This is a genomic window from Achromobacter sp. Bel (genome assembly GCF_012928505.1).
Lineage (GTDB): Bacteria > Pseudomonadota > Gammaproteobacteria > Burkholderiales > Burkholderiaceae_B > Achromobacter.
The window spans coordinates 12264-33510 of the sequence record NZ_JABBJN010000044.1; the positions used below are offsets into that span (position 1 = coordinate 12264).

The 21247-nt window shown below is 66.2% G+C and carries 26 protein-coding genes; 10 read left to right on the forward strand and 16 right to left on the reverse strand.

Translation table 11 applies throughout. The annotated features are described in order from the left end of the window. Positions 1-3: 3 nt before the first annotated feature. The 7 genes from fabI to HG262_RS22885 all read right to left on the reverse strand — a co-directional run bounded on the left by fabI (position 4) and on the right by HG262_RS22885 (position 7428). Entirely contained in the window at positions 4-777 is a 774-nt protein-coding gene (gene fabI, locus HG262_RS22855; protein WP_169273198.1) for an enoyl-ACP reductase FabI, read from the reverse strand. Then, complete coding sequence (locus HG262_RS22860; RefSeq protein WP_169273199.1) at positions 774-1958, reverse strand: acetate kinase; 1185 nt, start codon at positions 1956-1958, stop codon at positions 774-776. The genes fabI and HG262_RS22860 overlap by 4 nt, the downstream gene beginning before the upstream one ends. Before the next feature lie 32 nt (positions 1959-1990). After that, positions 1991-2935 carry a phosphate acetyltransferase gene (locus HG262_RS22865; RefSeq protein ID WP_169273200.1) on the reverse strand — a complete coding sequence of 315 codons (945 nt, stop codon included), beginning with the start codon at positions 2933-2935 and terminating at the stop codon, positions 1991-1993. Beyond that, positions 2932-5538 carry a DUF3141 domain-containing protein gene (locus HG262_RS22870; protein WP_169273201.1) on the reverse strand — a complete coding sequence of 869 codons (2607 nt, stop codon included), beginning with the start codon at positions 5536-5538 and terminating at the stop codon, positions 2932-2934. Before HG262_RS22870 ends, HG262_RS22865 begins: the two co-directional genes overlap by 4 nt. A gap of 249 nt (positions 5539-5787) precedes the next feature. Continuing rightward, entirely contained in the window at positions 5788-6423 is a 636-nt protein-coding gene (gene yfcF / locus HG262_RS22875) for a glutathione transferase (RefSeq protein ID WP_169273202.1), read from the reverse strand. Positions 6424-6539: 116 nt separating this feature from the next. Then, complete coding sequence (locus HG262_RS22880; protein WP_105559136.1) at positions 6540-6869, reverse strand: DHCW motif cupin fold protein; 330 nt, start codon at positions 6867-6869, stop codon at positions 6540-6542. 73 nt (positions 6870-6942) lie between these two features. After that, positions 6943-7428: a GNAT family N-acetyltransferase gene (locus tag HG262_RS22885; protein WP_169273203.1), complete on the reverse strand. Its 486-nt coding sequence runs from the start codon at positions 7426-7428 to the stop codon at positions 6943-6945. A 198-nt stretch (positions 7429-7626) separates the two neighbouring features. Between HG262_RS22885 and HG262_RS22890 the strand changes: the two genes are divergently transcribed. From HG262_RS22890 to HG262_RS22910, 5 genes are all read left to right on the forward strand, one after another. Beyond that, complete coding sequence (locus HG262_RS22890) at positions 7627-8568, forward strand: DnaJ C-terminal domain-containing protein (protein ID WP_169273235.1); 942 nt, start codon at positions 7627-7629, stop codon at positions 8566-8568. 2 nt (positions 8569-8570) lie between these two features. Beyond that, complete coding sequence (locus tag HG262_RS22895; RefSeq protein WP_169273204.1) at positions 8571-8888, forward strand: chaperone modulator CbpM; 318 nt, start codon at positions 8571-8573, stop codon at positions 8886-8888. Between the two features lie 77 nt (positions 8889-8965). Then, on the forward strand, positions 8966-9679 hold the full coding sequence (locus HG262_RS22900) for an AzlC family ABC transporter permease (protein WP_348984418.1): 714 nt from the start codon (positions 8966-8968) through the stop codon (positions 9677-9679). Beyond that, positions 9676-10023, forward strand: coding sequence for an AzlD domain-containing protein (locus tag HG262_RS22905; protein ID WP_169273205.1), 348 nt, complete (start codon positions 9676-9678; stop codon positions 10021-10023). Before HG262_RS22900 ends, HG262_RS22905 begins: the two co-directional genes overlap by 4 nt. A gap of 42 nt (positions 10024-10065) precedes the next feature. Then, positions 10066-10680, forward strand: coding sequence for a glutathione S-transferase family protein (locus HG262_RS22910; protein ID WP_169273206.1), 615 nt, complete (start codon positions 10066-10068; stop codon positions 10678-10680). Between the two features lie 27 nt (positions 10681-10707). On the opposite strand, the gene HG262_RS22915 is transcribed toward HG262_RS22910, so the two are convergent. From HG262_RS22915 to HG262_RS22925, 4 genes are all read right to left on the reverse strand, one after another. After that, a complete protein-coding gene (locus HG262_RS22915; RefSeq protein WP_169273207.1) occupies positions 10708-11358 on the reverse strand; it encodes a DsbA family protein in 651 nt (216 codons plus the stop codon). 106 nt (positions 11359-11464) lie between these two features. Further along, on the reverse strand, positions 11465-12940 hold the full coding sequence (locus tag HG262_RS22920) for an inorganic phosphate transporter (RefSeq protein WP_169273208.1): 1476 nt from the start codon (positions 12938-12940) through the stop codon (positions 11465-11467). Positions 12941-13049: 109 nt separating this feature from the next. Further along, positions 13050-13175, reverse strand: a complete 126-nt coding sequence (locus HG262_RS31140) for a hypothetical protein (RefSeq protein WP_282437044.1) — start codon at positions 13173-13175, stop codon at positions 13050-13052. 13 nt (positions 13176-13188) lie between these two features. After that, positions 13189-14313 carry a D-alanyl-lipoteichoic acid biosynthesis protein DltD gene (locus HG262_RS22925; protein WP_169273209.1) on the reverse strand — a complete coding sequence of 375 codons (1125 nt, stop codon included), beginning with the start codon at positions 14311-14313 and terminating at the stop codon, positions 13189-13191. Positions 14314-14614: 301 nt separating this feature from the next. Here HG262_RS22925 and mog point away from each other — a divergent pair, with 301 nt between their 5' ends. The 3 genes from mog to HG262_RS22940 all read left to right on the forward strand — a co-directional run bounded on the left by mog (position 14615) and on the right by HG262_RS22940 (position 16549). After that, a complete protein-coding gene (gene mog / locus HG262_RS22930) occupies positions 14615-15247 on the forward strand; it encodes a molybdopterin adenylyltransferase (protein WP_169273210.1) in 633 nt (210 codons plus the stop codon). Positions 15248-15335: 88 nt separating this feature from the next. Then, the gene (locus HG262_RS22935) at positions 15336-15674 is read left to right on the forward strand and encodes a hypothetical protein (RefSeq protein WP_105559127.1); all 339 of its coding nucleotides are present in this window, start codon (positions 15336-15338) and stop codon (positions 15672-15674) included. Between the two features lie 5 nt (positions 15675-15679). Then, the gene (locus tag HG262_RS22940; RefSeq protein WP_211187703.1) at positions 15680-16549 is read left to right on the forward strand and encodes a peptidoglycan DD-metalloendopeptidase family protein; all 870 of its coding nucleotides are present in this window, start codon (positions 15680-15682) and stop codon (positions 16547-16549) included. 4 nt (positions 16550-16553) lie between these two features. Here the strand turns inward: HG262_RS22940 and HG262_RS22945 are convergent, their stop codons facing one another. The 5 genes from HG262_RS22945 to HG262_RS22965 all read right to left on the reverse strand — a co-directional run bounded on the left by HG262_RS22945 (position 16554) and on the right by HG262_RS22965 (position 19139). Then, positions 16554-16841, reverse strand: a complete 288-nt coding sequence (locus HG262_RS22945) for a hypothetical protein (protein WP_169273211.1) — start codon at positions 16839-16841, stop codon at positions 16554-16556. Positions 16842-17001: 160 nt separating this feature from the next. Continuing rightward, the gene (infA, locus tag HG262_RS22950) at positions 17002-17265 is read right to left on the reverse strand and encodes a translation initiation factor IF-1 (RefSeq protein ID WP_006221179.1); all 264 of its coding nucleotides are present in this window, start codon (positions 17263-17265) and stop codon (positions 17002-17004) included. A 492-nt stretch (positions 17266-17757) separates the two neighbouring features. Next, positions 17758-18297, reverse strand: coding sequence for an SRPBCC family protein (locus HG262_RS22955; RefSeq protein WP_169273212.1), 540 nt, complete (start codon positions 18295-18297; stop codon positions 17758-17760). Beyond that, positions 18290-18655 carry a metalloregulator ArsR/SmtB family transcription factor gene (locus HG262_RS22960; protein WP_169273213.1) on the reverse strand — a complete coding sequence of 122 codons (366 nt, stop codon included), beginning with the start codon at positions 18653-18655 and terminating at the stop codon, positions 18290-18292. Before HG262_RS22960 ends, HG262_RS22955 begins: the two co-directional genes overlap by 8 nt. Positions 18656-18707: 52 nt before the next feature. Beyond that, complete coding sequence (locus HG262_RS22965; protein ID WP_169273214.1) at positions 18708-19139, reverse strand: GFA family protein; 432 nt, start codon at positions 19137-19139, stop codon at positions 18708-18710. A gap of 207 nt (positions 19140-19346) precedes the next feature. Here HG262_RS22965 and phnC point away from each other — a divergent pair, with 207 nt between their 5' ends. Both phnC and phnD read left to right on the forward strand, forming a co-directional pair. Beyond that, the gene (phnC, locus tag HG262_RS22970; protein ID WP_169273215.1) at positions 19347-20189 is read left to right on the forward strand and encodes a phosphonate ABC transporter ATP-binding protein; all 843 of its coding nucleotides are present in this window, start codon (positions 19347-19349) and stop codon (positions 20187-20189) included. A 58-nt stretch (positions 20190-20247) separates the two neighbouring features. Continuing rightward, a complete protein-coding gene (gene phnD / locus HG262_RS22975) occupies positions 20248-21231 on the forward strand; it encodes a phosphonate ABC transporter substrate-binding protein (RefSeq protein WP_169273216.1) in 984 nt (327 codons plus the stop codon). The last annotated feature ends 16 nt before the right edge of the window (positions 21232-21247 follow it).

The window sequence follows — 21247 nt, forward strand, 5'->3', positions numbered from 1 at the left end:
AGGTCAATCGATGATGTGATAGCCGCCGTCGATATACAGCGTCTGCCCGGTCATGCGCCGCGCGGCGTCGGTGGCCAGCCAGGCGGTGGCTTCACCCACGTCGTCGATCGACACCAGGCTGCGCGCGGGCGCCTTCGATTGGGCGCGGTCCAGCAGGGCATCGAATTCGGCGATGCCGGAGGCTGCCCGCGTTTTCAAGGGGCCGGGCGATATCGCGTGCACGCGGATGCCTTGCGGGCCCAGTTCCGCAGCCAGATAGCGGGTGGCGGATTCCAGCGCGGCCTTGACCGGCCCCATCATGTTGTAGTGCTCCACGACCATCTGCGAGCCGTAATAGCTCATGCAGAAGAGGGCGCCACCATTGGCCATCAGCGGCTCGGCAAGTTTCGCCATGCGGATGAACGACCAGCAGGACACGTCCATCGCCTGCAAGAACCCCTCGCGAGAGCAGTCCGTCACGCGGCCGCGCAGATCGTCGCGCGGCGCGAAAGCGATCGAGTGCAGCACGAAGTCCAGCCCGCCCCATGCGTCCGTGATACGGCCGAACACGGCTTCGAGTTCACCGTCGTTCAGCAGGTTCAAGGGCATCAGCAGCGACGCGTCCACTTGCCGAGCCAACGGCTCCACATGCGGCAGCGCCTTGTCGTTCAGGTAGGTCACGGCCAGTTCGGCGCCCATGGCGCGGAACGCCTTGGCGCATCCCCAGGCGATGGGGTCCGCGTTGGCGATGCCCGTGACCAGGCCGCGCTTGCCGGCCAGCGGAAGGTGCGCGCTCATCGTTGCCGCACCAGGGCCAGCGTGTGCTGGGCGATGATCAGTTCTTCGTTCGTGCGGATCACATACACGCCGATGCGGCTGTCGTCGCTGGAGATGCGCGGCCCGTGGTGGGAGTTGCGTTCGGGGTCCAGCTTGATGCCCAGCCAGCCCCAATGGTCGGCCACTGCCTGGCGGATCTGGGCCGAATTTTCGCCCACGCCGGCGGTGAAGACGATGCCGTCGATGCCATTCATGGCGCAGCCCATGCCGATCATGCCTTCGGCCACGCGCCAGGCGAAATACTTCAGCGCCAGTTGGGCCGACGGCGCGTCGCTGGCCAGCAGTTCGCGCATGTCGTTGCTGACGCCCGACAGGCCTTTCATGCCGCAGTCGTGATAGAGCAGGTGTTCGATCTGGTCGTGGTCCATGCCGCGTTCCATCATCCACAGCACCACGCCCGCGTCCAGCCGGCCGGGCCGCGTACCCATGGGCAGGCCTTCCAGCGCGGTAAAGCCCATGGTGCTGTCCACGCTCTTGCCTTCGGACATGGCGCAGGCGGAAACGCCCGAGCCGAGGTGCGCGGCGATGACCTTGCCCATCGCGAGTTCCGGCAGGGCCTGGCGCAGCCGCTGCGCGATGTACTCGTAGGACAGGCCGTGGAAGCCGTAGCGGCGAACGCCTTCCTGATACAGCGATTCGGGCAGCGCGTAGCGGTCGGCCACGTCGGAATGGCTGCGGTGGAACGCGGTGTCGAAGCAGGCGACCTGCGGAATCCATGGCCGGCGTTCGCGGATGACGCGGATGGGCGCCAGGTTGTTGGGCTGGTGCAGCGGCGCCAGCGGGGTAAAGGTGTCCAGCTTGGCCAGAATGGCGTCGTCGATCAGGACGGGTTCGGACAGGTCGGGGCCGCCGTGCACGACGCGGTGCCCCACCGCCAGCGGCGCGCCGCCCAGGTGTCCGCTCAGCCAGGTGCCGACGACCTCCTGCGCGTTGCGCACGTCGGGCGCGTGGCTGGGCGCGATGTCGCGTTCCACCAGAGTCTGGCCCGCGGCGTCGCGCACGCGCAGTTTCGGATGCGACGTGCCGATGCCTTCAAGCTGGCCGCCCAGGCGCGGCGCCAGCTCCTGATTGCCGTCGATGTCGTACAGGTAGAACTTGATGCTGGAACTGCCGGCGTTGATGACGAGGATGGTGTCGCTCATGGCTCTGGGATCCGGTCGTGTCGGGACGCGCGTCACGCCAGCGGGCGGGCCGCCAGCTGGCTCAGGTGGTGGGCGTAGATGGCCGCCACCGCGCAGGACGCCAGCCGCGAACGCGGGCTGTCGGCGCGGCTGGTCAGGATGATGGGCACGCGGGCGCCCAGCACGATGCCTGCCGCCTCCGCATTGGCCAGGAAGGTGAGGTTCTTGGCTAGCATGTTGCCGGCCTCCAGGTCGGGCACGACAAGCACCTGGGCCACGCCGGCCACCGGGGACCGGATGCCCTTGATGCGGGCGGCGTCCGGGCTGATCGCGTTGTCCAGCGCCAGCGGGCCGTCCAGCAGGCCGCCGGCGATCTGGCCGCGGTCGGCCATCTTGCACAGCGCGGCGGCTTCGATGGTGCTGGGGATGTTGGGCGTGACCTGCTCGACGGCCGACAGGATCGCCACGCGCGGTTCGCCCAGGCCCAGGCCGTGATGCAGGTCGATCACGTTGCGGATGATGTCCGCCTTGGTTTCCAGGTCGGGGAAGATGTTGATGGCCGCATCGGTGATGAAAAGCGGCTCGGCGTAGGTAGGCACTTCCATGATGAACACATGGCTGATGCGTCGGCCGCTGCGCAGGCCGGTCGTGCGCGCGACCACTTCGTGCATCAATTCATCGGTGTGCAGGCTGCCCTTCATCAGCAGGGTGGCCTCGCCGTTGCGCACCATCGCCACGGCGGTTTCGGCGGCCGCATGGCTGTGCGGCACGTCCACGATGCGGGCGTCGCCCAGGTTCAGGTTGAACTGGGCGGCCGTGTCGCGGATCTTCTTTTCCGGGCCCACCAGGATGGGATGCAGCAGCCCCAGGTCGCGTGCTTCCAGCGCGGCCGACAGCGAGGGCTCGTCGCACGGATGGGCGATGGCGCAGAAGGCCGGTTCCAGCGTCTGGGCGCGGGCGATGAGCTTGTCGTAATGCGTGGAAGTGGGCAGGGTCATGCGGTCTTGGCCTTGGCGGATTGACGGGCTGCGGTCTTGGTGGCACGTTTCGCAGGGGATGCCGTGGCGGTCTTGGCCGCGGCCTTGGTGGCAGTCTTTGTGGCAGACCCCGTGGCAGACCCCGCGGCGGCTTTAGCAGCGGTCTTAGTGGCGCTCTTGGTGGCGGTTTTAGCCACGGTCGTCGTCGCCGGCTTGCTTGCCGATTTGGCCGTCCGCTTTGGCGGGGCCTTGGCGGCAGCCTTCGGCGCAGCGTCTTCGGCCACCTCCGCTGCCGCCGATTGGGCTGCGGCAGGGTGTGGCTGGGCCTTCTTGGCGGGGACGTCAGCGGCGGCCTTGACCAGTTTCAAGGCCGGCACGGAAGGCGCGGGGACGACGGACGGCGCTGGCAGTTTGGCCGGTGCCGACGCTGGATTGCGCTTCTGCGCGCGGCGCTCTGCCGCCACGAAGATGCGTTCCATCTCGTCCAGGCTTTGGCGGGCGGCCGGGCTGAGCGGTTCGGCCGCTTCCAGCACGCGCTTCATCGTTTCCAGCGCGTCGCGGATCGCCGGGGCCGGCGAGTCTTCCAGCAGGTGCGGCATGGCCAGCAGGGCGGCGTCCGAATCCAGCGTCAGGATCAGGGCCTGATCGCGGGTCAGGTCCTTGAACTCCTGCAAGGTCAACGCGTTGTCGGATTCGGCGCGCATCTTGCGGATCAGCGCAAAGCTACGCTCGTCCAGGCCGCCTTCAGCGCCGGACACATACAGCAGCATGCGGATGGCGGCCACGCGCAAACCGCCTTCCTGCACCATCGAACGCAGTTCGGCGGCGCGGTCTTCCATGAAGCGGCGGTGTTCGGGCGAAACGCCCGGATGCTTGCGCGGCGGGCCGGATTTGGCGCCCAGGCCGGCCAGGTCCTGCACCAGCGGCGAACCGTAGACGCCCATGAACGTGCGTTCGTCGGCCGAGTCGCGCAGTTCCTGCCAGATGTTCAGGCTGGTCTCGACCCAGTTCGAGAACATCTCCTGCGCCATCAGGAAAGGATTGGAAGGCGAGATCGGCTGGCGCTGTTCGCGCACCTGCTCGGCGATCTTGGCGATGGGCGCGATGACCGGGTTGCGGTCCGAAATCAGTTCATAGGGCAGGCGCAGCGGATGCAGGCGCTGGCTCCATTCCGCGAACTGCGGAGTCACCATCGCGCGCAGCCACGGCTGCATGAAGCTGCGGTACATGCCCAGGTTGATGTCCGAGATGCGGGCCACGGCGGCGAAGCGGCGGTCGTCCTCTTCCTTGCGGTCGACGATGGCGCGCACGTCGTCCAGCTTGCGCTGTTCGAACGACAGCACGTAGTTGCCGAAAGCCAGATCCGCGTTGGGGGTGTCGGGCGTCTTGTCGACGATCTCGGCCTCGTAGATGCCCGGGGGCAGCACGTCGATCATGTCGATGTTCGACGTGAACTCCTGGTGTTCTTTGCGGGCCACGCTGCCGGACACGAAAATGCCCAGGTGGCCGATGCTTTCGTGCACGGCGTAGACGATCGTCTGGCCGTGCGCCAGCACTTCGGCTTCGTTCTGGTACAGGTCGGGGATCCAGCCCAGCGCCTGCGGCGGCGGCGTGATGTTGTCGCCCTTCGAGCAGAACACCACGATCGGCGACCGGATGTTGCGCAGGTCGATGCGGATGCCGTCGGAGGTCACGAGCCCCGCCGTGGCCAGCCGGTTCCCCACGAACAGGTTGTCCACGATGTACTGGATTTCGGGGCCGTTCAGGAACACATGGCCGCCCCACCATTTCTCGAAGCTCAGGTAGCGGTCGGCTTCGGTGTCCACCTTGGAGTACAGGTTGTACTGCTTGGACCACAAGGTGTTGGCGGGATTCAGGTTTTCGAAGTTCTGCACCAGCCAGGCGCCGTCGAATTTGCCGTTGCCCAGGTCGCTGGTCATCGCCGTGAGCCAGCTGCCGCCCAGCAGGCCACCGGCATAGCGCATCGGATTCATGCCGCGCCAGCCTGCCCAATAGGACAGCGGGGCGCCTGCCACGATGATGGGACCGAACAATTCAGGGCGGATGGCGGCGGTCATCATGATCTGCCAGCCTGCCTGGCAGTTGGCCACCACGACCGGCTTGCCCTCCGCGTCGGGGTGCCGCGCGATGATCTCTTCCAGGAAGCGCGCTTCGGCCATCATCACGTCTTCGACGGTCTGCTCGGGCACGGGCTGGGGCAGGAAGGTCGCGAAGTAGCAGGGATGGCCGGCGCGCACCGCTACGCCGATTTCGCTTTCGGGCTTGAAGCCGCCGATGCCCGGGCCATGGCCCGCGCGCGGGTCGACCACCAGGAAGGGGCGCTTGATCGGATCGGTTTCCACGTCTGCCGGCGGCTTGATGCGCAACAGCCCGTAGTTCACGGGGCGCGGCAATTCGCGGCCATCCAGGACCAGCTCGAATTCCATGCTGAGCACGTTGGGCGCGCGCTTGGCCATGTGTTCGTGGTACTGGTTGCCGCGCTGGCGCAGCACGTCTGCGTAGAGCACGCCTCGCTGCCAGGCATCCACGGCATATTCGTAGGCGGCCGTCCAGGGGTTGAAGAAGGACGGGGTGGGGACGCGATCGTTGCCGGATCCGGCCATGGCGATCTCCTGTAAGTTGCTCCCGACGGCGGAAGGCCGCCGGGCCGATCCCGAGTGGAACCGGCCGAGTTGACCTCCCCATTACACCGCATCGAATGCTGCATCGCAACATGAAAGGGGTTGATGCCGGTCAAATTAGGGGCTAACTGTCCCTTCTTTCAGCTTTGTTGCCAATCTTGCAAGAACGTTGCGTGGCGGCAGGCGTCAATTCGCGCGGTGGCAGACGGCTTCCACGCGGCTCCGGACGAGTCAGGCGCGCGCCGCGGCGTTGTGCTCCAGCCATTTCTGGACAGAGGGCCGTTGCCATTGGACGTCGGCGTAGGCGCGCAGCGGGTCGGGCAGGTCGTCCAGGGCCAGGCGTTTGAGCATGACCGCCAGGTCCAGGTCGGCGATGCACCATTCGTCGAACAAGGACGTCTGGTCTACCCCGATCAGGTAGCTGGCCACCTGGATCAGCTTGGCCGAGGCGGCGTGCGCGGCGTCGGACAGCGGCTGGCCAGCGGCGCCGTAGAACACCGTTTCGGTGGGGCGTTCCTGGCGCAGCGCAGCCAGGTCGCTGCGCAGCCAGGCCTGCAACTGGCGGGCGCGGGCGCGTTCGCGCGGGCCCTGGGGATACAGCGCGGCATGCCCGGGCGCGGGAAACACGTCCTCCAGGTATTCGGCAATGACGCTGGATTCGGTCAGGTTGAAGCCGTCGTGCGTCAGCGCCGGCACGCGCGCCGTCAGCGCACGGCACAGGTACGGCTGCATCCGCTGCTCGCCCGCTTCCAGATCGATCGGGCGCACCTCGAAGGGCAATTTCTTCTCAGTCAGCGCCACATAGGCCGACATGGCGTAAGGGCTGAGAAACAGGGAATCGACGTAAAGCGTAATCGGGGCGCCCAAATCTTGTCTCCGGTCAGGCGGGGTCGCGGTTGTCGGTGCGGAACCGGCGGGTGGCGCGGCGTCGCATGGATCGCAAAGCGTAACGCAATTGCAATTTTGCGTGTCGCGCCGGCGCGTCAGTCGACGATGAAGAGCTTGGCGCCCGTGGTCGTGGACGAGCGGTGCGGCTCGGCCTGGTCGGCCACCTGATAGCTCATGCCCGGGGTCAGGACGAACTGCCGGCCGTCTTCCAGCTCGGTGTGCAGTTCGCCCTCCAGGCAGAACAGGATGTGACCCTTGCTGCACCAGTGGTCGGCCAGGTAGCCGGCGGTGTATTCCACCATGCGGACCCGCAGATCGCCGAATTGGCGGGTGCGCCAGTAGGCCATGCCGGTGTCGCCAGCGTGTTCGGTACGTTCCACCTCGGACCAGTCCGTGGTGCCGAAGGGGATGTTGCTCATCTTCATCGTGAATCCTGCGGTGGAGGCCGGGCGGCGGTTTCAGGGAGGACCGTCCGGAAAAAATCAGATACTACGCCAATCAGGCTACCAGTTTCTTTTGCCAGAACATCGCGCGGCCGGTGGTGTCGTCCAGCGCATAGCCCTCGAAGCCCAGTTTGCGGTACAGCCCCTGGGCCACGTCGTTGCCTTCCAGCACCTCCAGCGTGATCTTGCAGCAGCCCATCTGGCGGGCTCGCTCTTCCAGCGCGTTCAGCAGCTGTTTGCCGACCCCCTGGCCCTGGAATCGGGGCGACACGCCCAGGTCATGCAGGTTGATCAGCGGCCGGCAGGCAAAGGTGGAGAAGCCTTCCAGGTAGATCGCCACGCCGGCGGGCTGCCCATCGACGCGGGCCAACAGGGCATGGGCGGTCGGACGGCGGGCCAGTTCGGCGATCAGGTTTTGCTGCGCGAAGGCGGGCAGGGGCGAATTGCCGCCCATGGGGCCGCTGGCGTATTCGTTCAGCATGGCCAACACCTGGCGGCCGTGTTCCGGGTGGGAGAAGTCGACGTCAATGATTTCCAGCACGATCGGTTTCCTGTGGATGGATCCGGGCCGGCGCAGCTGCCGACCACGCCCCGGAAAGGGGCAGCCGATCATTATGCACGCTTGCCGCCGCCTGATATTGCGCATTGAAAAATCGGTCCGTAACCCCTATCTTCTTGATATTCAAGGCCGGATGCGGCTCCGCCCGACGCGGCCGAAACCTTTAAGGTGAGCTGGAACATGGAGTTCAAGGACTACTACAGCACGCTTGGCGTGGAGCACGGCGCCACCGAAGACGAGATCCGGCGCGCGTACCGGAAACTTGCCCGCAAATACCATCCCGACGTCAGCAAGGAAAGCGACGCCGAGGCCCGCATGCGCGACGTCAACGAAGCCTATGACGTCTTGCGAGACAAGGAAAAGCGCCAGGCCTATGACAATCTTGCGGCCGGCGTGTCGTCGGACGGCGGGTTCCAGCCGCCGCCCGGGTGGGACGAAGGCTTTGAATTTCACCGCGGCGCGGCGCCCGGCGACGAGGCGCAGTTCAGCGAATTCTTTTCATCGCTGTTCGGCGGCCGGGGCCAGCGGGGCGGCGCGCGCCAGCAGGAATTCCGCGCGCGCGGCGACGACCACCACGCCGCCATCGAGGTGGACCTGGAAGACGCGCTCAAGGGCGCGACGCGCGACATCAGCCTGAGGTCCATGGAAATGGACGGCCAGGGCCATCCCCAGATGAAGACCCGCACGCTCAGCGTGCGTATTCCTCCAGGCGTGCGCGAAGGCCAGTTCATCCGTCTGGCGGGGCAGGGCATGCCCGGCTACGGCGGCGGCGAAAATGGCGACCTGTACCTGGAAGTGCGCTTCAAGCCGCACCCGCGCTACCGGGCGGAAGGGCGTGATCTTTACATGACGCTGCCCGTCGCCCCATGGGAGGCCGCGCTGGGTGCGCAGGTGGATACGCCCACGCCCGGTGGCACGGTTGAAGTGTCGATCCCGGCGGGTTCCGGCAATGGGCGCAAGCTGCGGCTGCGCGGCCGCGGCATACCCGGCGATCCGCCGGGGGACCTGTACCTGGTGCTGGACCTGGTGCTGCCGCCGGCCGACAGCGAGGCTGCGCGCGCGGCCTACCGCAAGCTGCAGCAAGACGTGCCTTTCAACCCGCGGCGCCACTTGGGGGTCTGACCATGAAGAAGCTTGTCATCACCAGCGCCACCGTCGTGGGAAAATCGCAGCCGCTCAGCGCGGACGACCTGGCCCGTGCTTGCGGCGCGGAAGTGGAATGGGTCGCCCAACTGGTCGAAGTCGGCATCGTCAACGCCAGCGGTGGACAGCCCGCGGACTGGTGCTTCTACAGCGTCGACCTGCAGCGCGCGTTGCACGCGCGCCGGCTGGAGCACGATTTCGGCGCCAGCCTGGACGCCGTGGCGCTGATCCTGGACCTGAGCCAGGAGGTGCGGCGCCTGAAAGCGCATCTGCGGGCGCTGGGCGTGCCGGAACAATGACAAGACGCCCCTGGCCGGCCTTGCGGGATGGGTAAACTACGCGCTTGCCTTGCCACAACAAACAAGCGAAAAGCACCGTGGAGACGTCTCCCAGCCCCGTGCACGCCCTGGCGGGCAGCGCGCGCATCGACGGCCTGAAATCCTGCCTGCCGGTCATGATCGGCTACTTCCCCGTGGCGGTGACGTTCGGGATCGCTGGCGTCGCGGCCGGTTTGACCCCGCTGCAGGTGATCCTGATTTCCGTGTTCGTCTACGCCGGCGCCAGCCAGTTCCTGCTGCTGGCGTCGATCAAGGCCGGCACGCCTTGGCTATGGGTGGTGGCGCTGTGCTCGCTGTTGAACGCCCGCCATCTGCTGTACGGGCCCTTGCTGTCCCGTTTCCTGCCGACGGCCCTGCGCGACCGCCTGAAGGTCGCCTTCCTGCTGACCGATGAAGTCTTTGCCACCGCCTTCAGCCGCCTGCAAGGCGTGCCGCCCCCGCGTCGCCAAGGCTGGATGATCGCGCTGGGGCTGGGCGCGTGGCTGACCTGGATCGCCGGGACCGCCGTGGGCGTCTATGCCGGCGACGGGCTGGAGCGCCATTACCCCATGCTGTCCCAGGTGATGCGGTTCGCGTTGCCGGCGTTGTTCATGGCGCTGGTGTGCCAGAGCGCCAAGCGCGGCATGGGCCTGCCGGTCATCGCCGCGGTGGCGGGGGCAGGTGCGGTGGCGGCGATGGGCCACACCAGTCTGGCCATCCTGATCGGCGCCGTCATCGGCTGCGCCGCCTATCGCCTGAAGAGGTCCGCATGAACGCCGAAGGGCTGGGATTTTGGGGCGCGGTGATCGCGATGGCCGTGATTACCTACCTGACGCGCGCGCTGCCCTTCATGCTGTCCGAACGCAGCCGGCTGCTGCGGCACCTGTCGCGCGAAGGCTCGGCGCTGGCCGCGTTGGGCCCCAGCCTGCTGGCGGGCATCGCGGCGGCCGTCATCGTGCCGGACCTGTTGGACGCGGGAGCGCAGGCTGCCCGCATCGCCCCTTACGTGGGCGGGCTGGTCGTCACGGGCGTGGCCGCCCGGATGGTTCGCAATACCGGCGTGGCCGTGCTGCTGGGCATGGCGGGATACGGGGTGTTGCTGGCCTTGGCGGGCTGAGTCCGCGCAGGCAAAATGATCGGACTCCCAAGGAGGCCGATCATGCTTACGCTCTACCATGCGCCGCGCTCGCGGTCGTTCAGGGTCCTGTGGTTGCTTGAGGAACTGGGCGTGCCGTACGACACCGAAATGGTGTCCATCCGCGGCACCGACAGCGCGGGCCACATGCCTGCGGACTACATCGACATCCACCCGCACCGCAAGGTGCCGGCGCTGGTGCACGACGGGGTGCCGGTGTTTGAAACCCCCGCCATCGCGCTGTATCTCACGGACCTGTTCCCGGAAAAAGGGCTCGGTCCGTTGGTGGGCGACGCCGACCGCGGCCCTTATCTGACCTGGCTTGCCTACTCCACGGGCGTGTTCGAACCCGCCATGGTCGAACGCGCGTTCAAGCGGCCCCACGAAGGGGGCGCCCCAGGCTGGGGGTCGGCCGACGAGGTCGAACAGGTGTTGAGCCGCGTGCTGCAGGCGCGGCCCTATTTTCTGGGCAGCCGCTTTTCGGCGGTGGATATCGTGCTGGGCGGAACCCTGCAGTACATGATGCAGGTGAAGGTGGTTCCGGAGTCGCCGGTGTTCAGTGCCTATGTCGAGCGGCTGGGCGATCGGCCGGCGATGCACCGCGCGCTGCAGCGGGACGGGGACATCGAAGCGGACTGATGCGCCTGCGCGGCGCCGGGCGCGGGCCTAGCCCTGGATGCGTTCGCGCAGGTCCGCCTGCCATTGGGCCGGTCGGCCCAGGTAGCGGCTGGGCTCCAGCAGCGTATAGGTGCCCTTGAATTCCAGCGCCAGCGTTGGAAAGCCCGTGCCCCCGACCCGGGCCAGCAGCTTGCGGCTCTCGGCGATGTAGGCGGCGGTCGGCGCGCCTTGCGCGGCCGCGTAGGCGGCGTCGAAGGCGTCCCCGTCCAGCCCGATCTCGCGGGCCAGCGTCTTGATCACGTCAGGGTCGGCAATGCGCAGGCCCTGCACATAGTGCGCGCGCTGCAGGCGCTTGAGCAGGTCCAGCCCCCGGCCGGCCAAGGCGTCGGCCGCCAGGATGGCGGTGGTTGGCGGTTCGGAATCGAACACCGCACCCGTGTCGCGCAGCAGGCCGTCAAAGTAGTCCTTGCCGAAGATCTGGCCGGTCATGCCGGCGATGCGTTCGTCGTGCGGCATGACGTAACGGCGCAGCGCGTCGGTGACGGGCTGGCGGTTGCTGCCCGTCATCATGCCGCCGCCATGGGCGGCCACGGTCAGGCCCGCGATGCCGCGGGCGGCGTCCACCAGTGGCGCGGCGCCATAGCACCAGCCGCAAAGCGGATCGAAAATGTAATGCAGGGTGGGGGTCTGAGTCGCCATGGCGTCATGGTAGACGCGGGCCGGGGCGGAAAACAGCCTGGCGCGGTAGCCAGAGTGTTGCGCGGGCCGTGCAGATCGCCTGCACGGCCCGCAAGGCGGATCCGGATCAGCCGGTGATCTGCACGCCGATCCAGAACAGGCCGGCCGCCAGCGCCATCGAGGCCGGCAGGGTCAGCACCCAGGCCAGCAGGATGTTGCGCACCGTGTTGCCTTGCAAGCCGGTTTTGTTGGCAATCATCGTGCCGGCCACGCCGGACGACAGCACGTGGGTGGTGGACACCGGCAGGCTGAATACGTTGGCCAGGCCGATCGCGGCCACTGCGGTCACCTGCGCCGACATGCCCTGGGCGTACGTCATGCCCTGCTTGCCGATCTTTTCGCCCACCGTCAGCACCACGCGGCGCCACCCGACCATGGTGCCCGCGCCCAGCGCCAGCGCGACGGCCACGATCACCCAGAAGGGCGCGTATTCGGTCGTGGCGGTCAAGTCGGCGCGCAGGCGTTGCAGGTCGGCGCGTTCGCGGGCAGGCAGCCCTTCGATACGGGAGACCTTCTTGGCCGTATCGTCCAGGCACAACAGGTAGCGGCGCACGTCGATGCGCTTCTCGGCGGACAGGTCGGCGTAGTTGCTGACGCCGGCCAGGTCGGCCTGCAGCGCCGCGATGGTCGGCATGGTCAGTTCCGGATCGCAGCGGAAATTGCGCGGCAGTTCGGTGGTCGCGTCCGAGCGCTTGAGCGCCAGGAAGTCGCCCAGCATGGCTTCGTTGCGCTGGTAGAACACGCTCAGGTGGTTCGCCGCGTCGCGGGTGCGTTCGATCTGATAGGTGGTGCTGGTTGTGTCCAGCACGAAATTGGCCGGCACGATGCCGATCAGCACCAGCATGATCAGGCCGATGCCCTTCTGGCCGTCATTGGACCCGTGCACGAAGCTCACGCCCATGGCCGACAGCACCAGCACCAGGCGGTTCCAGAACGGCGGGTGCTTCTTGTTGTCGATGGCGCGGCGCTGATCGGGCGTCTTGTGCATCTTCGACAGCGGCAGCCAGCGCTTGAGCAGCAGCAGCAAGCCGCCCGCCACCAGGAATCCCGCGACCGGCGAGGCCACGAGCGACAGGCCGATATCGATGGCCTTGCCCCAGTTGACGCCATCGGCCAGCGGCAGGTCGGTGATCAGCGCATTGGCCAGGCCCACGCCCAGGATCGAGCCGATCAGGGTGTGCGAGCTGGACGCGGGGATGCCGAAGTACCAAGTGCCCAGGTTCCAGGCGATGGCGGCCGCCAGCATGGCGAACACCATGGCCAGCCCGCGGCCGGTGTCCACGTTGATCAGCAGTTCCACGGGCAGCAGGTGGACGATCGCGTAGGCCACGCCCACGCCGCCCAGCAGCACGCCAAGGAAGTTGAATATGCCCGACAGCACCACCGCCAGATGGGGCGGCATGGCTTTGGTGTAGATGACCGTCGCCACGGCGTTTGCCGTGTCGTGGAAGCCGTTGATGAATTCGAAGGCCAGGACGAATGTCAGGGCCAGCACAAGACTGAGGCCAACCCAGAGATCTAGGCCGTGGAATAGGTCGAACATGGAGGCGGGGGGCGAGGTTCCGGCGAGAGGAGCCGATTATTGCAGATTTGTGACCTGACCCTGGTTGCGTCGAAAAACCACTGCCGCCTTCCCCGTCACGCCGGGGGCCTCAGAATTTCGAGTACTGGAACTCGATTTCCATCGGTTTGCCCAGATTGGCCGCGGTATCGGCCTGGATCAGCATCACGGCCACGATGCCCAGGTACAGCAGGCAGAGCCAAAGGGTTCTTTTCATTTCCGGCCGCCGCTCAGGGTCTGAAGACTTCGGCGATTTTCTGGTTGACGCGCAGCCACCCCAGTTCGCCCAGGTGCTGCACGTCGCGCAGCATGCCGATTTCGAAGGGCGCGCCGTACATGTCCATGCAGGTCATGGCGTAGCGCTGGCACAGCGCCGCGACGTCGCGCTGGATGGGTTCGAAGCGGGCCAGATCCTTGAACACCATCGGATGCAGGGGCTGCATCACGAACAGGGCGCGCGTCCCATGCTGATGCAGCAGCGCCATCAGGGCGGTCAGCTCCCGCAGTTCGTCGCGGCCGGTCAAGGGCTGCGGCTGATAGGCGGTCTTGCCGCCTTCGGGGATGGTGCGCAGGTATTTGTTGAAGAATTCGTCCCGCACCGCGTAGCGGTTGCCGCTCATCTGGCTCTGCTCGGCGTCCTGGGCCTGGCTGGCCAGCGCATCCCAGTCCACCACCCGGGCGGCGGCGGCCGGACCTTCGCGTTCCGGCTCAGGCGCCGGCGCGGCATAGGCGGGGGCCCAAAGGTCGACCAGACGCTGGCGGAACACGTAGGCCTGTTCCTCCAGCATGGACCACGCCACCGCGGCGTCGCCCTTGTCGCGCAGCCAGCGCGCCAGTTCCGCCCGGCCTTCGGGTTGCGTCACCAGGCGGGGCAGCAGCGGGTTGGCGTGCTCCTTGAATTCGTCCGCGCCCAGCCCGCCATCGCCGTCGAACCACCCGGGCGACAGCATCACGACCACCCGCGAGGCCGGCGACAGGTCGTCGGCCAGCGCGGCCAGCACCAATTGCATGCCCAGCGACTGGAAGCCTGAATGGCCATAGGCCAGCACGGGCATTTGCAGCTCATCGGCCAGATAGCGGTAGGGCACGAAGCGCAGGTCGTTGCTGGTGAGCTCGGAAGACCCCAGGATCACCAGGCGGTCCCCCGTGCGCAGCGCCTGGCTCATCCTGGACAGATTGCGCGTCTGTTCCTGTAGCGTATTGCCCAGGTTCGGGATGTAGATGCCCGGGGCCGCCGTGGGCACGGGCCCGGTTTTCAGCGCCAGCGAGTGCCAGGCCCATCCGCCGCAAGCGGCGGCGGCGGACAGGGCCAGCGCCGCGGCCAGCGCGTGCTGCCGTAAAGTGCGTTTGAACATGGATGGGGGCTGACGGCGTGGCGGCGGAAAATTGGAATCGATTTTGTTAGCGGATGTTATCCAGCGCGGATGACGGGAACAAGCGCGGGAAACGGGGGCCAGGGCCGATTCGCTTTTTTGCCACAGCGTGTGGCGTCCCGTCGCGGCGCCCGGCGTGCTTGTCCCAGGGAAAGAATGCGATAGCATCGACATCGCGCGGTTCTTCTGGATTTCCAGGATTGACCGCGCCGTGCGCCACTCGCCGTGCGCCGCCTTGCGGCGCCGATCCCGCTTTTTTCCCACTTATACGACGCTGCCGCCCATGACCGCCACGACCCGAATCACCCGCCGCCACCCCGACGACCTGATCATCGGCCTGGTGTCCGTTTCCGACCGCGCCTCTTCGGGCACCTACCAGGACCAGGGCCTGCCCGCGCTGCGCGAATGGCTGGGGTCCGCGCTGGCATCCCCCTGGCAGGCGGTGGACCGCCTGATTCCGGACGAACCTGCCCGAATTTCCGAAACGCTGATCGAACTGGTGGATATCTGCGGGTGCGACCTGGTGCTGACCACCGGCGGCACCGGCCCGGCCCGGCGCGACGTCACTCCCGAGGCCACGCTGGCCGTCGCCACCAAGGAAATGCCCGGCTTCGGCGAGCAGATGCGCCAGATCAGCCTGCGCTTCGTGCCCACCGCGATCCTGTCGCGACAGGTCGCCGTCATCCGCGAAACCCCGTCCCACGCCGCCTTGATCGTGAACCTTCCCGGCCAGCCGAAGTCCATACGCGAGACGCTGGAAGGTTTGAGGGGCGAAGACGGCGCGGTGCAGGTGCCGGGCATCTTCGCCGCCATTCCTTATTGCATCGACCTGATCGGCGGCCCGTACGCGCAAACGCGGGTAGACGTCATCGACGCGTTCCGCCCCAAGTCGGCGCGCCGCGCGGTGCCGTCCTGAGCCGCAGCCGCGCAATAGCGCGGCTGATCGCTGCGTTATAGTTTCTGCCGCCCCCTTTTCACCCCTCCTGCTTGAGAGTCTTACCGTCATGAAGGTTCGTTTTGCCCTGTCCCTTACCGTCCTGGCCGCGTTGACGGCCTGCGCCAATGTCAAAGACGTGCGCCAGCGCGATCCGGTCTTCTATGGCGCGACCCAGCGCACGGCAGAGGACTACACCCGGTGCGTGGCCGATGCCTGGAAGAATCAGGGCGTCAATTTCAAGCAGAACACCGTGCGCAACGGCTTTGAGCTGGTGCAGGAAGACAGCCTGGGCGTTGAAGCCGTGCTGACGACCACGACCTGGAAGGGCAAGACCGAAACCCGCCTGTCCACGCGCATCGCCCGCCGCGACCAAAGCATTATCGAGCCCGCGAACTTGTGCCTGTAAGCTCCATGTTCAATCGCCGCGAGGTACTGCGTGCGGGGTTGGCCGCCGCCGCCATCGGTGTCGGGCTGCCCGTGCGAGCGCAAGCGCAGCAAGGCTTTATTTCGCGCAAACTCAACGCGCCGGTGCCCGGCGGCGTGGCCGTCCTGGCGCTGGGCGACGCCGACCGCGCACCCGAGGTGAGCTTCCTGGACCGGCGCGTGCTGGTCGTGCGCGAAGAGGGCAAGCAGTGGATCGCCGTGGTCGGCATTCCGCTCAGCGTGAAGCCCGGCGAGCAGCAGGTGGTGGTCAGCGATGCCCGCGGCCAGCGCAAGCTGCCATTCAAAGTGGGCGCCAAGGAATACGTGGCGCAGCACATCACGCTGAAGAACCCGCGGCAGGTCGATCCCAATCCGGACGATATGAAACGCATCGAGCGTGAGATGGCCGAGCAAAGCGCGGCCAACCGGACGTATCGCGCTGGGGTCACGCCCAGCAACCTGCTGCTCGACCGTCCGGTCAACGGTGGCCGCCTGTCCAGCCCGTTTGGCCTGCGGCGCTTTTTCAACGGACAGGAACGCAACCCGCACTCGGGGCTGGACTTCGCCGTGCCCGCCGGGACGCCGATCAAGTCGCCCGCAGCGGGCGTGGTCGTGCTGGTGGGGGATTATTTCTTCAACGGCAAGACAGTCTTTGTCGACCACGGGCAGGGCTTTGTGAGCATGTTCTGCCACATGTCGGCCATTGACGTGAAGGTCGGCGACGACGTGCCGCGCGGCGCTGTGGTGGGGAAGGTGGGGGCGACGGGCCGGGCGACCGGTCCGCATCTGCACTGGAACGTCAGCCTGAACGATGCGCGGGTCGATCCCGCAATCTTCATCGGGGCGTTCAAGCCCTGACGTTTCAGGCCGTGGCGGTCTGCTGCGCGATCTTGTTCAAGACGAACTGGTGCATGCGCTCGGCATATTCCATCTGCTGGCGCACATGGTGTTGCTGGGCTTCCTGCTCATCCAGGCAGTTGTCGTATTTGATCTTGGCTTCGGCGTAGGTCAGGCCGGTGTTGCGCAGGCTGTTGATGAAGGCCTCGCGCGACTGGTTGAGCAGGCGCAGGCCTTCCTCCCCTTTCACGAATTTTCTTCGCGCCAGGGAAAGCTGGTCGGCGGCGGCTTGCAACTCTTCTTTAAGTTCCATCTTGCTTCATGCGTATCCCGCCAGACATTGCGCCTGGCAAGCGCGCCATTCTTTCACGAATGGACGTCCCACGCATTACGGCATGTCGCGGTTCGGGCTTAAGCCCGCGCGAACAAGGGGCAGCAGGGAGCCGGCCTGGGGCCGGCCCTGGAGCCCTGGCTTAACGGCGGTACTGCTGGGGACGATGCGGAGCGGGAGCGCGCTCGTCCTTGTGGCGGAAGTTGATGCGGCCCTTGGTCAGGTCGTAGGGCGACATTTCCAGGGTGACGCGATCGCCCGCCAGGATGCGGATACGGTGCTTGCGAATGCGGCCGGAGGCGTAGGCGCCGACTTCGATGCCGTTGTCCAGTTTGACGCGGTAGCGGCTATCGGGCAGCACTTCGTCAACGATGCCATCCAATTCGATGAGTTCTTCTTTAGCCATTCTCTACTCCTTGATCAATACGCGCAGCCAGGCCGGCGGCATGACGCGCCGCGCGAGGCGGCAAGCGCGTTGGACTCAAATAACCAGGTCCAGCGGTTTGAACGTGAAACGTTCGGGCAAGCGCGGGTAATGGCCACGGCATCCCTAGCGGATGTCTGAAATGACGGATACTCGCGCAGCGTGGGCAATATGCGCGCAATGCGCGGCTTGGTCGCGGCACCGTGCAAGTGCACAGCGCCGGAAGAAGCGGGTTGGGGCGGTTGTTGCAACGCCGGTCGGCAAAACAATGTTGCGGCGTCGTTCGTAATAATCTCAACCAAACCGGGGGCAGCCTGGGTATCTTGGGGGTGACCCGAAGGGATACAGGTTGGCACGCAGAGTGACCGAAGCCCGGTTTTTTGCGGAAAAATCACGGACTGATGTTACTGCAAAGCGCAGCGATTAGCCAGTATTTATCTGTCGCTGCGCCGTGATAGTTGCTACTGAACGACTCTAGGCGCCCGGGATGCGCGCCTTGTAGTCGGCCTCCCAGCGGTGGTGAGCGGACCAGAACGGGCCGGGCTCCCGCCCTTGCAACCTGGCCGACAGCACGCCCAGGTGGGTGTGCCAGCCGCCCGCCACGTCGATCATGTCGTCGCGGGAGTTCAGCTTGCGGTGCGTCAGTACCAGCAACGTGCCTTCGCCGTCGGGCGACAGTTCAAACACGACTTCGGAAGGTTCTCCCTGGGATCCGCCCCAGGTGAAAGCCAACAGCCGGGGGGGCTCGCAGCGGGTGATGATGCCGTGGGTGGTGACGCCGTTCTCGTAGGCCTGATAGGGGGCCGGCGTGGGTTCGGCGACGGACGACAGGTCGGCATGGACGAAACGCAGGGTCACGCCGCCGCCTTCGCGCAGTTCCATGTCGCCGGTGGCCAGCCACTGGCCCCGTTTTTCGGATTCGGTCAGGAACGCCCATACCGTTTCCACGCTGGCGGGAAGCTGGCGGGTAAACCGCAGGGTCGTGGGATCGACGACGACGCCGTGATCACTCATGTTGCTCTCCTAGGGACGGGGGGCGGGGGCAATGGGAGGTCAGCGCCGAAGTCAGCGCATCCAGCCTGCCCGCCCAGAACTGTTCATAGAAACGCAGCCAGTCCATGGCTTCGGCCATGGGTTCCGGATTCAGGCTGCACACATGGGTGCGGCCGTGGATGGTGCGCCGGATCAGGCCGGCGCGTTCCAGGGCCTGCACATGTTTGGAGGCACCAGCGAAGCTCATGCGCAGGGGCGCAGCCAGCTCTCCGATGGTTTGATCCCCTTGCGTCAGGCTGCGCAGCATGTCGCGGCGCGTGGGATCGGCCAGCGCGCGAAAGACGGCATCCAGTGTGGGGGCGGGGATAAGTTCAACCATAGGGTTGAATATAGATCGGCGCAGGCCAATATTCAACCGCTTGGTTGAATTTTTATGTAACGGCCTCGTTGCGGGTCTCGCCCACGCCCTGGAATTCATGCGGGTACTGCGGCAAGCCGTCCGTGATCTCGAACCAGGGCGCCTTGTCGGCCACGTGGCAGTGCGCGGTGGGCTTGATGCCTGGATCGTCGTCCAGCGCGCCCAGGGGCAGGCCATACGTATCTGGCGTTTGATCGAAGCGGCTGAGCAGCGGCGTGCCGCAGGCTTCGCAGAAGCCGCGGTAGTTGCCCGGCGACGACGCATACCAGGTGACGTGGTTTTCGCCCTTCGTCCACTGGAAATCGGAGGCTTGAACCGACGCTCGGCTGCGGAAGGCCGCGCCGTGGGACTTGCGGCACATGACGCAGTGGCAATTCAGGGCGTCGGTGAGAGGGCCGTTGATCTCGTAAGCAACGCGGCCGCACAGGCAGGAACCTTTGATCATGATGAGCGCCAGGCAAGTGGGGAGAACAATTCGAATATACCCGCGCCGCAAGGCGGCGCCCTACGCGCGCCAGGCCATTTATGACCGAGGTCTTTCAGTCGGTTGCTGACCCCTTATTTTGCGCCAAATGATTCGATCTCCGGGTCATCGCGTTGTCATGCGGCGAAAACAGAATGCCGCCATGACCACACAACAGGGGATCAGGCGATGACGTACGCCATCGAAGTGCAGAATTTGAGCAAGACGTTCCACGCCGGCGCCAAGGCGCTGGACAACGTCAGCCTTCAAGTGGCCGACGGCGAAATGGTGGCGTTGCTGGGCGCGTCGGGGTCGGGCAAGTCCACGCTGCTGCGCCATCTGGCGGGTTTTGTTGCCGGCGATGCGGGGCAAGGCAGCGTCAAGGTCAATGGCCAGCAGATCCAGCAGAACGGTCGCCTGAGCCGCAATGTGCGCGCCGCGCGCGCCGGCATCGGTTTCGTGTTCCAGCAATTCAACCTGGTCGGCCGCCTGCCGGTCATCACTAACGTCTTGACCGGCATGCTGCCGCGCGTGCCGCTGTGGCGCAGCCTGACCCGCTGGTTCTTGCGTGGCGAAGTGCGCCAGGGGCTGGAAGCGCTTGCCCAGGTTGGTATAGACGACTATGCATTTCAGCGCGCCTCGACGCTGTCCGGCGGCCAGCAGCAACGCGCCGCGATCGCGCGCACGCTGGTGCAGAACGCCCGCGTGATCCTGGCCGACGAACCCATCGCGTCGCTGGATCCCGAATCGTCGCGCCGCGTGATGGACACGTTGGCCCAGATCAACCGCAGCCGCAAAGCGGCCGTGGTGGTGTCGCTGCACCAGGTCGATGTGGCACTGCGTTATTGCCCCCGCGTGGTTGCGCTGCGCCATGGCAAGGTGGTCTACGACGGCCGCGCTGCCGACCTGACCCCGGAAATGCTGCGCGACCTGTACGGCTCCGAGCTGAGCGAGCTGCTTCCCGAATATTCCTCCCGCGCGCCGGCCATGCCGGGTCTGGCGCCGTTGTCCCACTTGGCGCAAGCGGCCTGAAAACCAATTCGCCTGCGCTGTTTTGCCCTCTCTGCCCCTACATACCCCGGAGTCACCCATGCTACGCAGAACCTTCGTCACCCTGATCGCCGCCGCCGCGCTGTCCACGCAGGCCTACGCGCAAGACGCCAAGACGTTGAACTTCGGCATCATCTCGACCGAGTCGTCGACCAACCTGAAGTCTGTCTGGCAACCCGTTATCGACGACTTGAGCCGCGCCATCGGCGTGCCGGTCAAGCCCTTCTTCGCGTCGGACTATGCAGGCATCATCGAAGGCATGCGCTTCAACAAGGTGCAGTTGGGCTGGTTCGGCAACAAGTCGGCCATCGAAGCCGTGGACCGCGCCAAGGGCGAAGTGTTCGCCTCGGTCATCGACAAGGACGGCAATCCCGGCTATTGGTCGCTCCTGATCGTCAACAAGGACAGCAACCTGAAGACGCTGGACGACGTGCTGAAGAACGGCGCCAAGCTGAGCTACGGCGCGGGCGACCCCAACTCCACCTCCGGCACCGCCGTGCCCGGCTACTACCTGTGGGCCGCCAACAAGATCGAACCCAAGACCTTCTTCAAGACGGTGCGCGCCAGCAATCATGAAGCCAATCTGCTGTCGGTCATCAACAAGCAGGTGGACGTGGCGGTCAACAACACCGAAGCGCTGGAGCGCTATCGCCTGAACACCGGCAAGGACGCCAACGACAGCGTGCGCGTGCTGTGGAAGTCGCCGCTGATCCCGGCGGACCCGCTCGTCATGCGCACGGACCTGCCGGCTGACCTGAAGGCCCGCGTCCGCGACTTCTTCGTCAACTACGGCAAGGGCAAGGACGCCGAGCGTGAATTGGCGAACCTGAAGGCGCTGACCTACCAGGGCTTTCGCGCGTCCGACAACCAGCAACTGGTGCCGATCCGCCAGATCGAACTGGCCCGCGAGAAGGCCAAGATCGAAGCCGACACGACGCTGGGCCAAGCCGAAAAGCAGAAGCAGCTGACCGAGCTGGACGGCAAGTTGGCCAGCCTGGGCCAGCCCGCTTCCGCCAAGCAATAAGCCTTGCCGCAACGCG

What these genes read in the sequence shown, in the direction of transcription:
- fabI (WP_169273198.1), bottom strand. Translation starts at nt 777, where the DNA reads ATGAGCGCGCACCTTCCGCTGGCCGGCAAGCGCGGCCTGGTCACGGGC.
- HG262_RS22860 (WP_169273199.1), bottom strand. Translation starts at nt 1,958, where the DNA reads ATGAGCGACACCATCCTCGTCATCAACGCCGGCAGTTCCAGCATCAAG.
- HG262_RS22865 (WP_169273200.1), bottom strand. Translation starts at nt 2,935, where the DNA reads ATGACCCTGCCCACTTCCACGCATTACGACAAGCTCATCGCCCGCGCC.
- HG262_RS22870 (WP_169273201.1), bottom strand. Translation starts at nt 5,538, where the DNA reads ATGGCCGGATCCGGCAACGATCGCGTCCCCACCCCGTCCTTCTTCAAC.
- HG262_RS22880 (WP_105559136.1), bottom strand. Translation starts at nt 6,869, where the DNA reads ATGAAGATGAGCAACATCCCCTTCGGCACCACGGACTGGTCCGAGGTG.
- HG262_RS22890 (WP_169273235.1), top strand. Translation starts at nt 7,627, where the DNA reads ATGGAGTTCAAGGACTACTACAGCACGCTTGGCGTGGAGCACGGCGCC.
- HG262_RS22895 (WP_169273204.1), top strand. Translation starts at nt 8,571, where the DNA reads ATGAAGAAGCTTGTCATCACCAGCGCCACCGTCGTGGGAAAATCGCAG.
- HG262_RS22905 (WP_169273205.1), top strand. Translation starts at nt 9,676, where the DNA reads ATGAACGCCGAAGGGCTGGGATTTTGGGGCGCGGTGATCGCGATGGCC.
- HG262_RS22910 (WP_169273206.1), top strand. Translation starts at nt 10,066, where the DNA reads ATGCTTACGCTCTACCATGCGCCGCGCTCGCGGTCGTTCAGGGTCCTG.
- HG262_RS22915 (WP_169273207.1), bottom strand. Translation starts at nt 11,358, where the DNA reads ATGGCGACTCAGACCCCCACCCTGCATTACATTTTCGATCCGCTTTGC.
- HG262_RS22920 (WP_169273208.1), bottom strand. Translation starts at nt 12,940, where the DNA reads ATGTTCGACCTATTCCACGGCCTAGATCTCTGGGTTGGCCTCAGTCTT.
- HG262_RS31140 (WP_282437044.1), bottom strand. Translation starts at nt 13,175, where the DNA reads ATGAAAAGAACCCTTTGGCTCTGCCTGCTGTACCTGGGCATCGTGGCC.
- HG262_RS22925 (WP_169273209.1), bottom strand. Translation starts at nt 14,313, where the DNA reads ATGTTCAAACGCACTTTACGGCAGCACGCGCTGGCCGCGGCGCTGGCC.
- mog (WP_169273210.1), top strand. Translation starts at nt 14,615, where the DNA reads ATGACCGCCACGACCCGAATCACCCGCCGCCACCCCGACGACCTGATC.
- HG262_RS22935 (WP_105559127.1), top strand. Translation starts at nt 15,336, where the DNA reads ATGAAGGTTCGTTTTGCCCTGTCCCTTACCGTCCTGGCCGCGTTGACG.
- HG262_RS22940 (WP_211187703.1), top strand. Translation starts at nt 15,680, where the DNA reads ATGTTCAATCGCCGCGAGGTACTGCGTGCGGGGTTGGCCGCCGCCGCC.
- HG262_RS22945 (WP_169273211.1), bottom strand. Translation starts at nt 16,841, where the DNA reads ATGGAACTTAAAGAAGAGTTGCAAGCCGCCGCCGACCAGCTTTCCCTG.
- infA (WP_006221179.1), bottom strand. Translation starts at nt 17,265, where the DNA reads ATGGCTAAAGAAGAACTCATCGAATTGGATGGCATCGTTGACGAAGTG.
- HG262_RS22955 (WP_169273212.1), bottom strand. Translation starts at nt 18,297, where the DNA reads ATGAGTGATCACGGCGTCGTCGTCGATCCCACGACCCTGCGGTTTACC.
- HG262_RS22960 (WP_169273213.1), bottom strand. Translation starts at nt 18,655, where the DNA reads ATGGTTGAACTTATCCCCGCCCCCACACTGGATGCCGTCTTTCGCGCG.
- HG262_RS22965 (WP_169273214.1), bottom strand. Translation starts at nt 19,139, where the DNA reads ATGATCAAAGGTTCCTGCCTGTGCGGCCGCGTTGCTTACGAGATCAAC.
- phnC (WP_169273215.1), top strand. Translation starts at nt 19,347, where the DNA reads ATGACGTACGCCATCGAAGTGCAGAATTTGAGCAAGACGTTCCACGCC.
- phnD (WP_169273216.1), top strand. Translation starts at nt 20,248, where the DNA reads ATGCTACGCAGAACCTTCGTCACCCTGATCGCCGCCGCCGCGCTGTCC.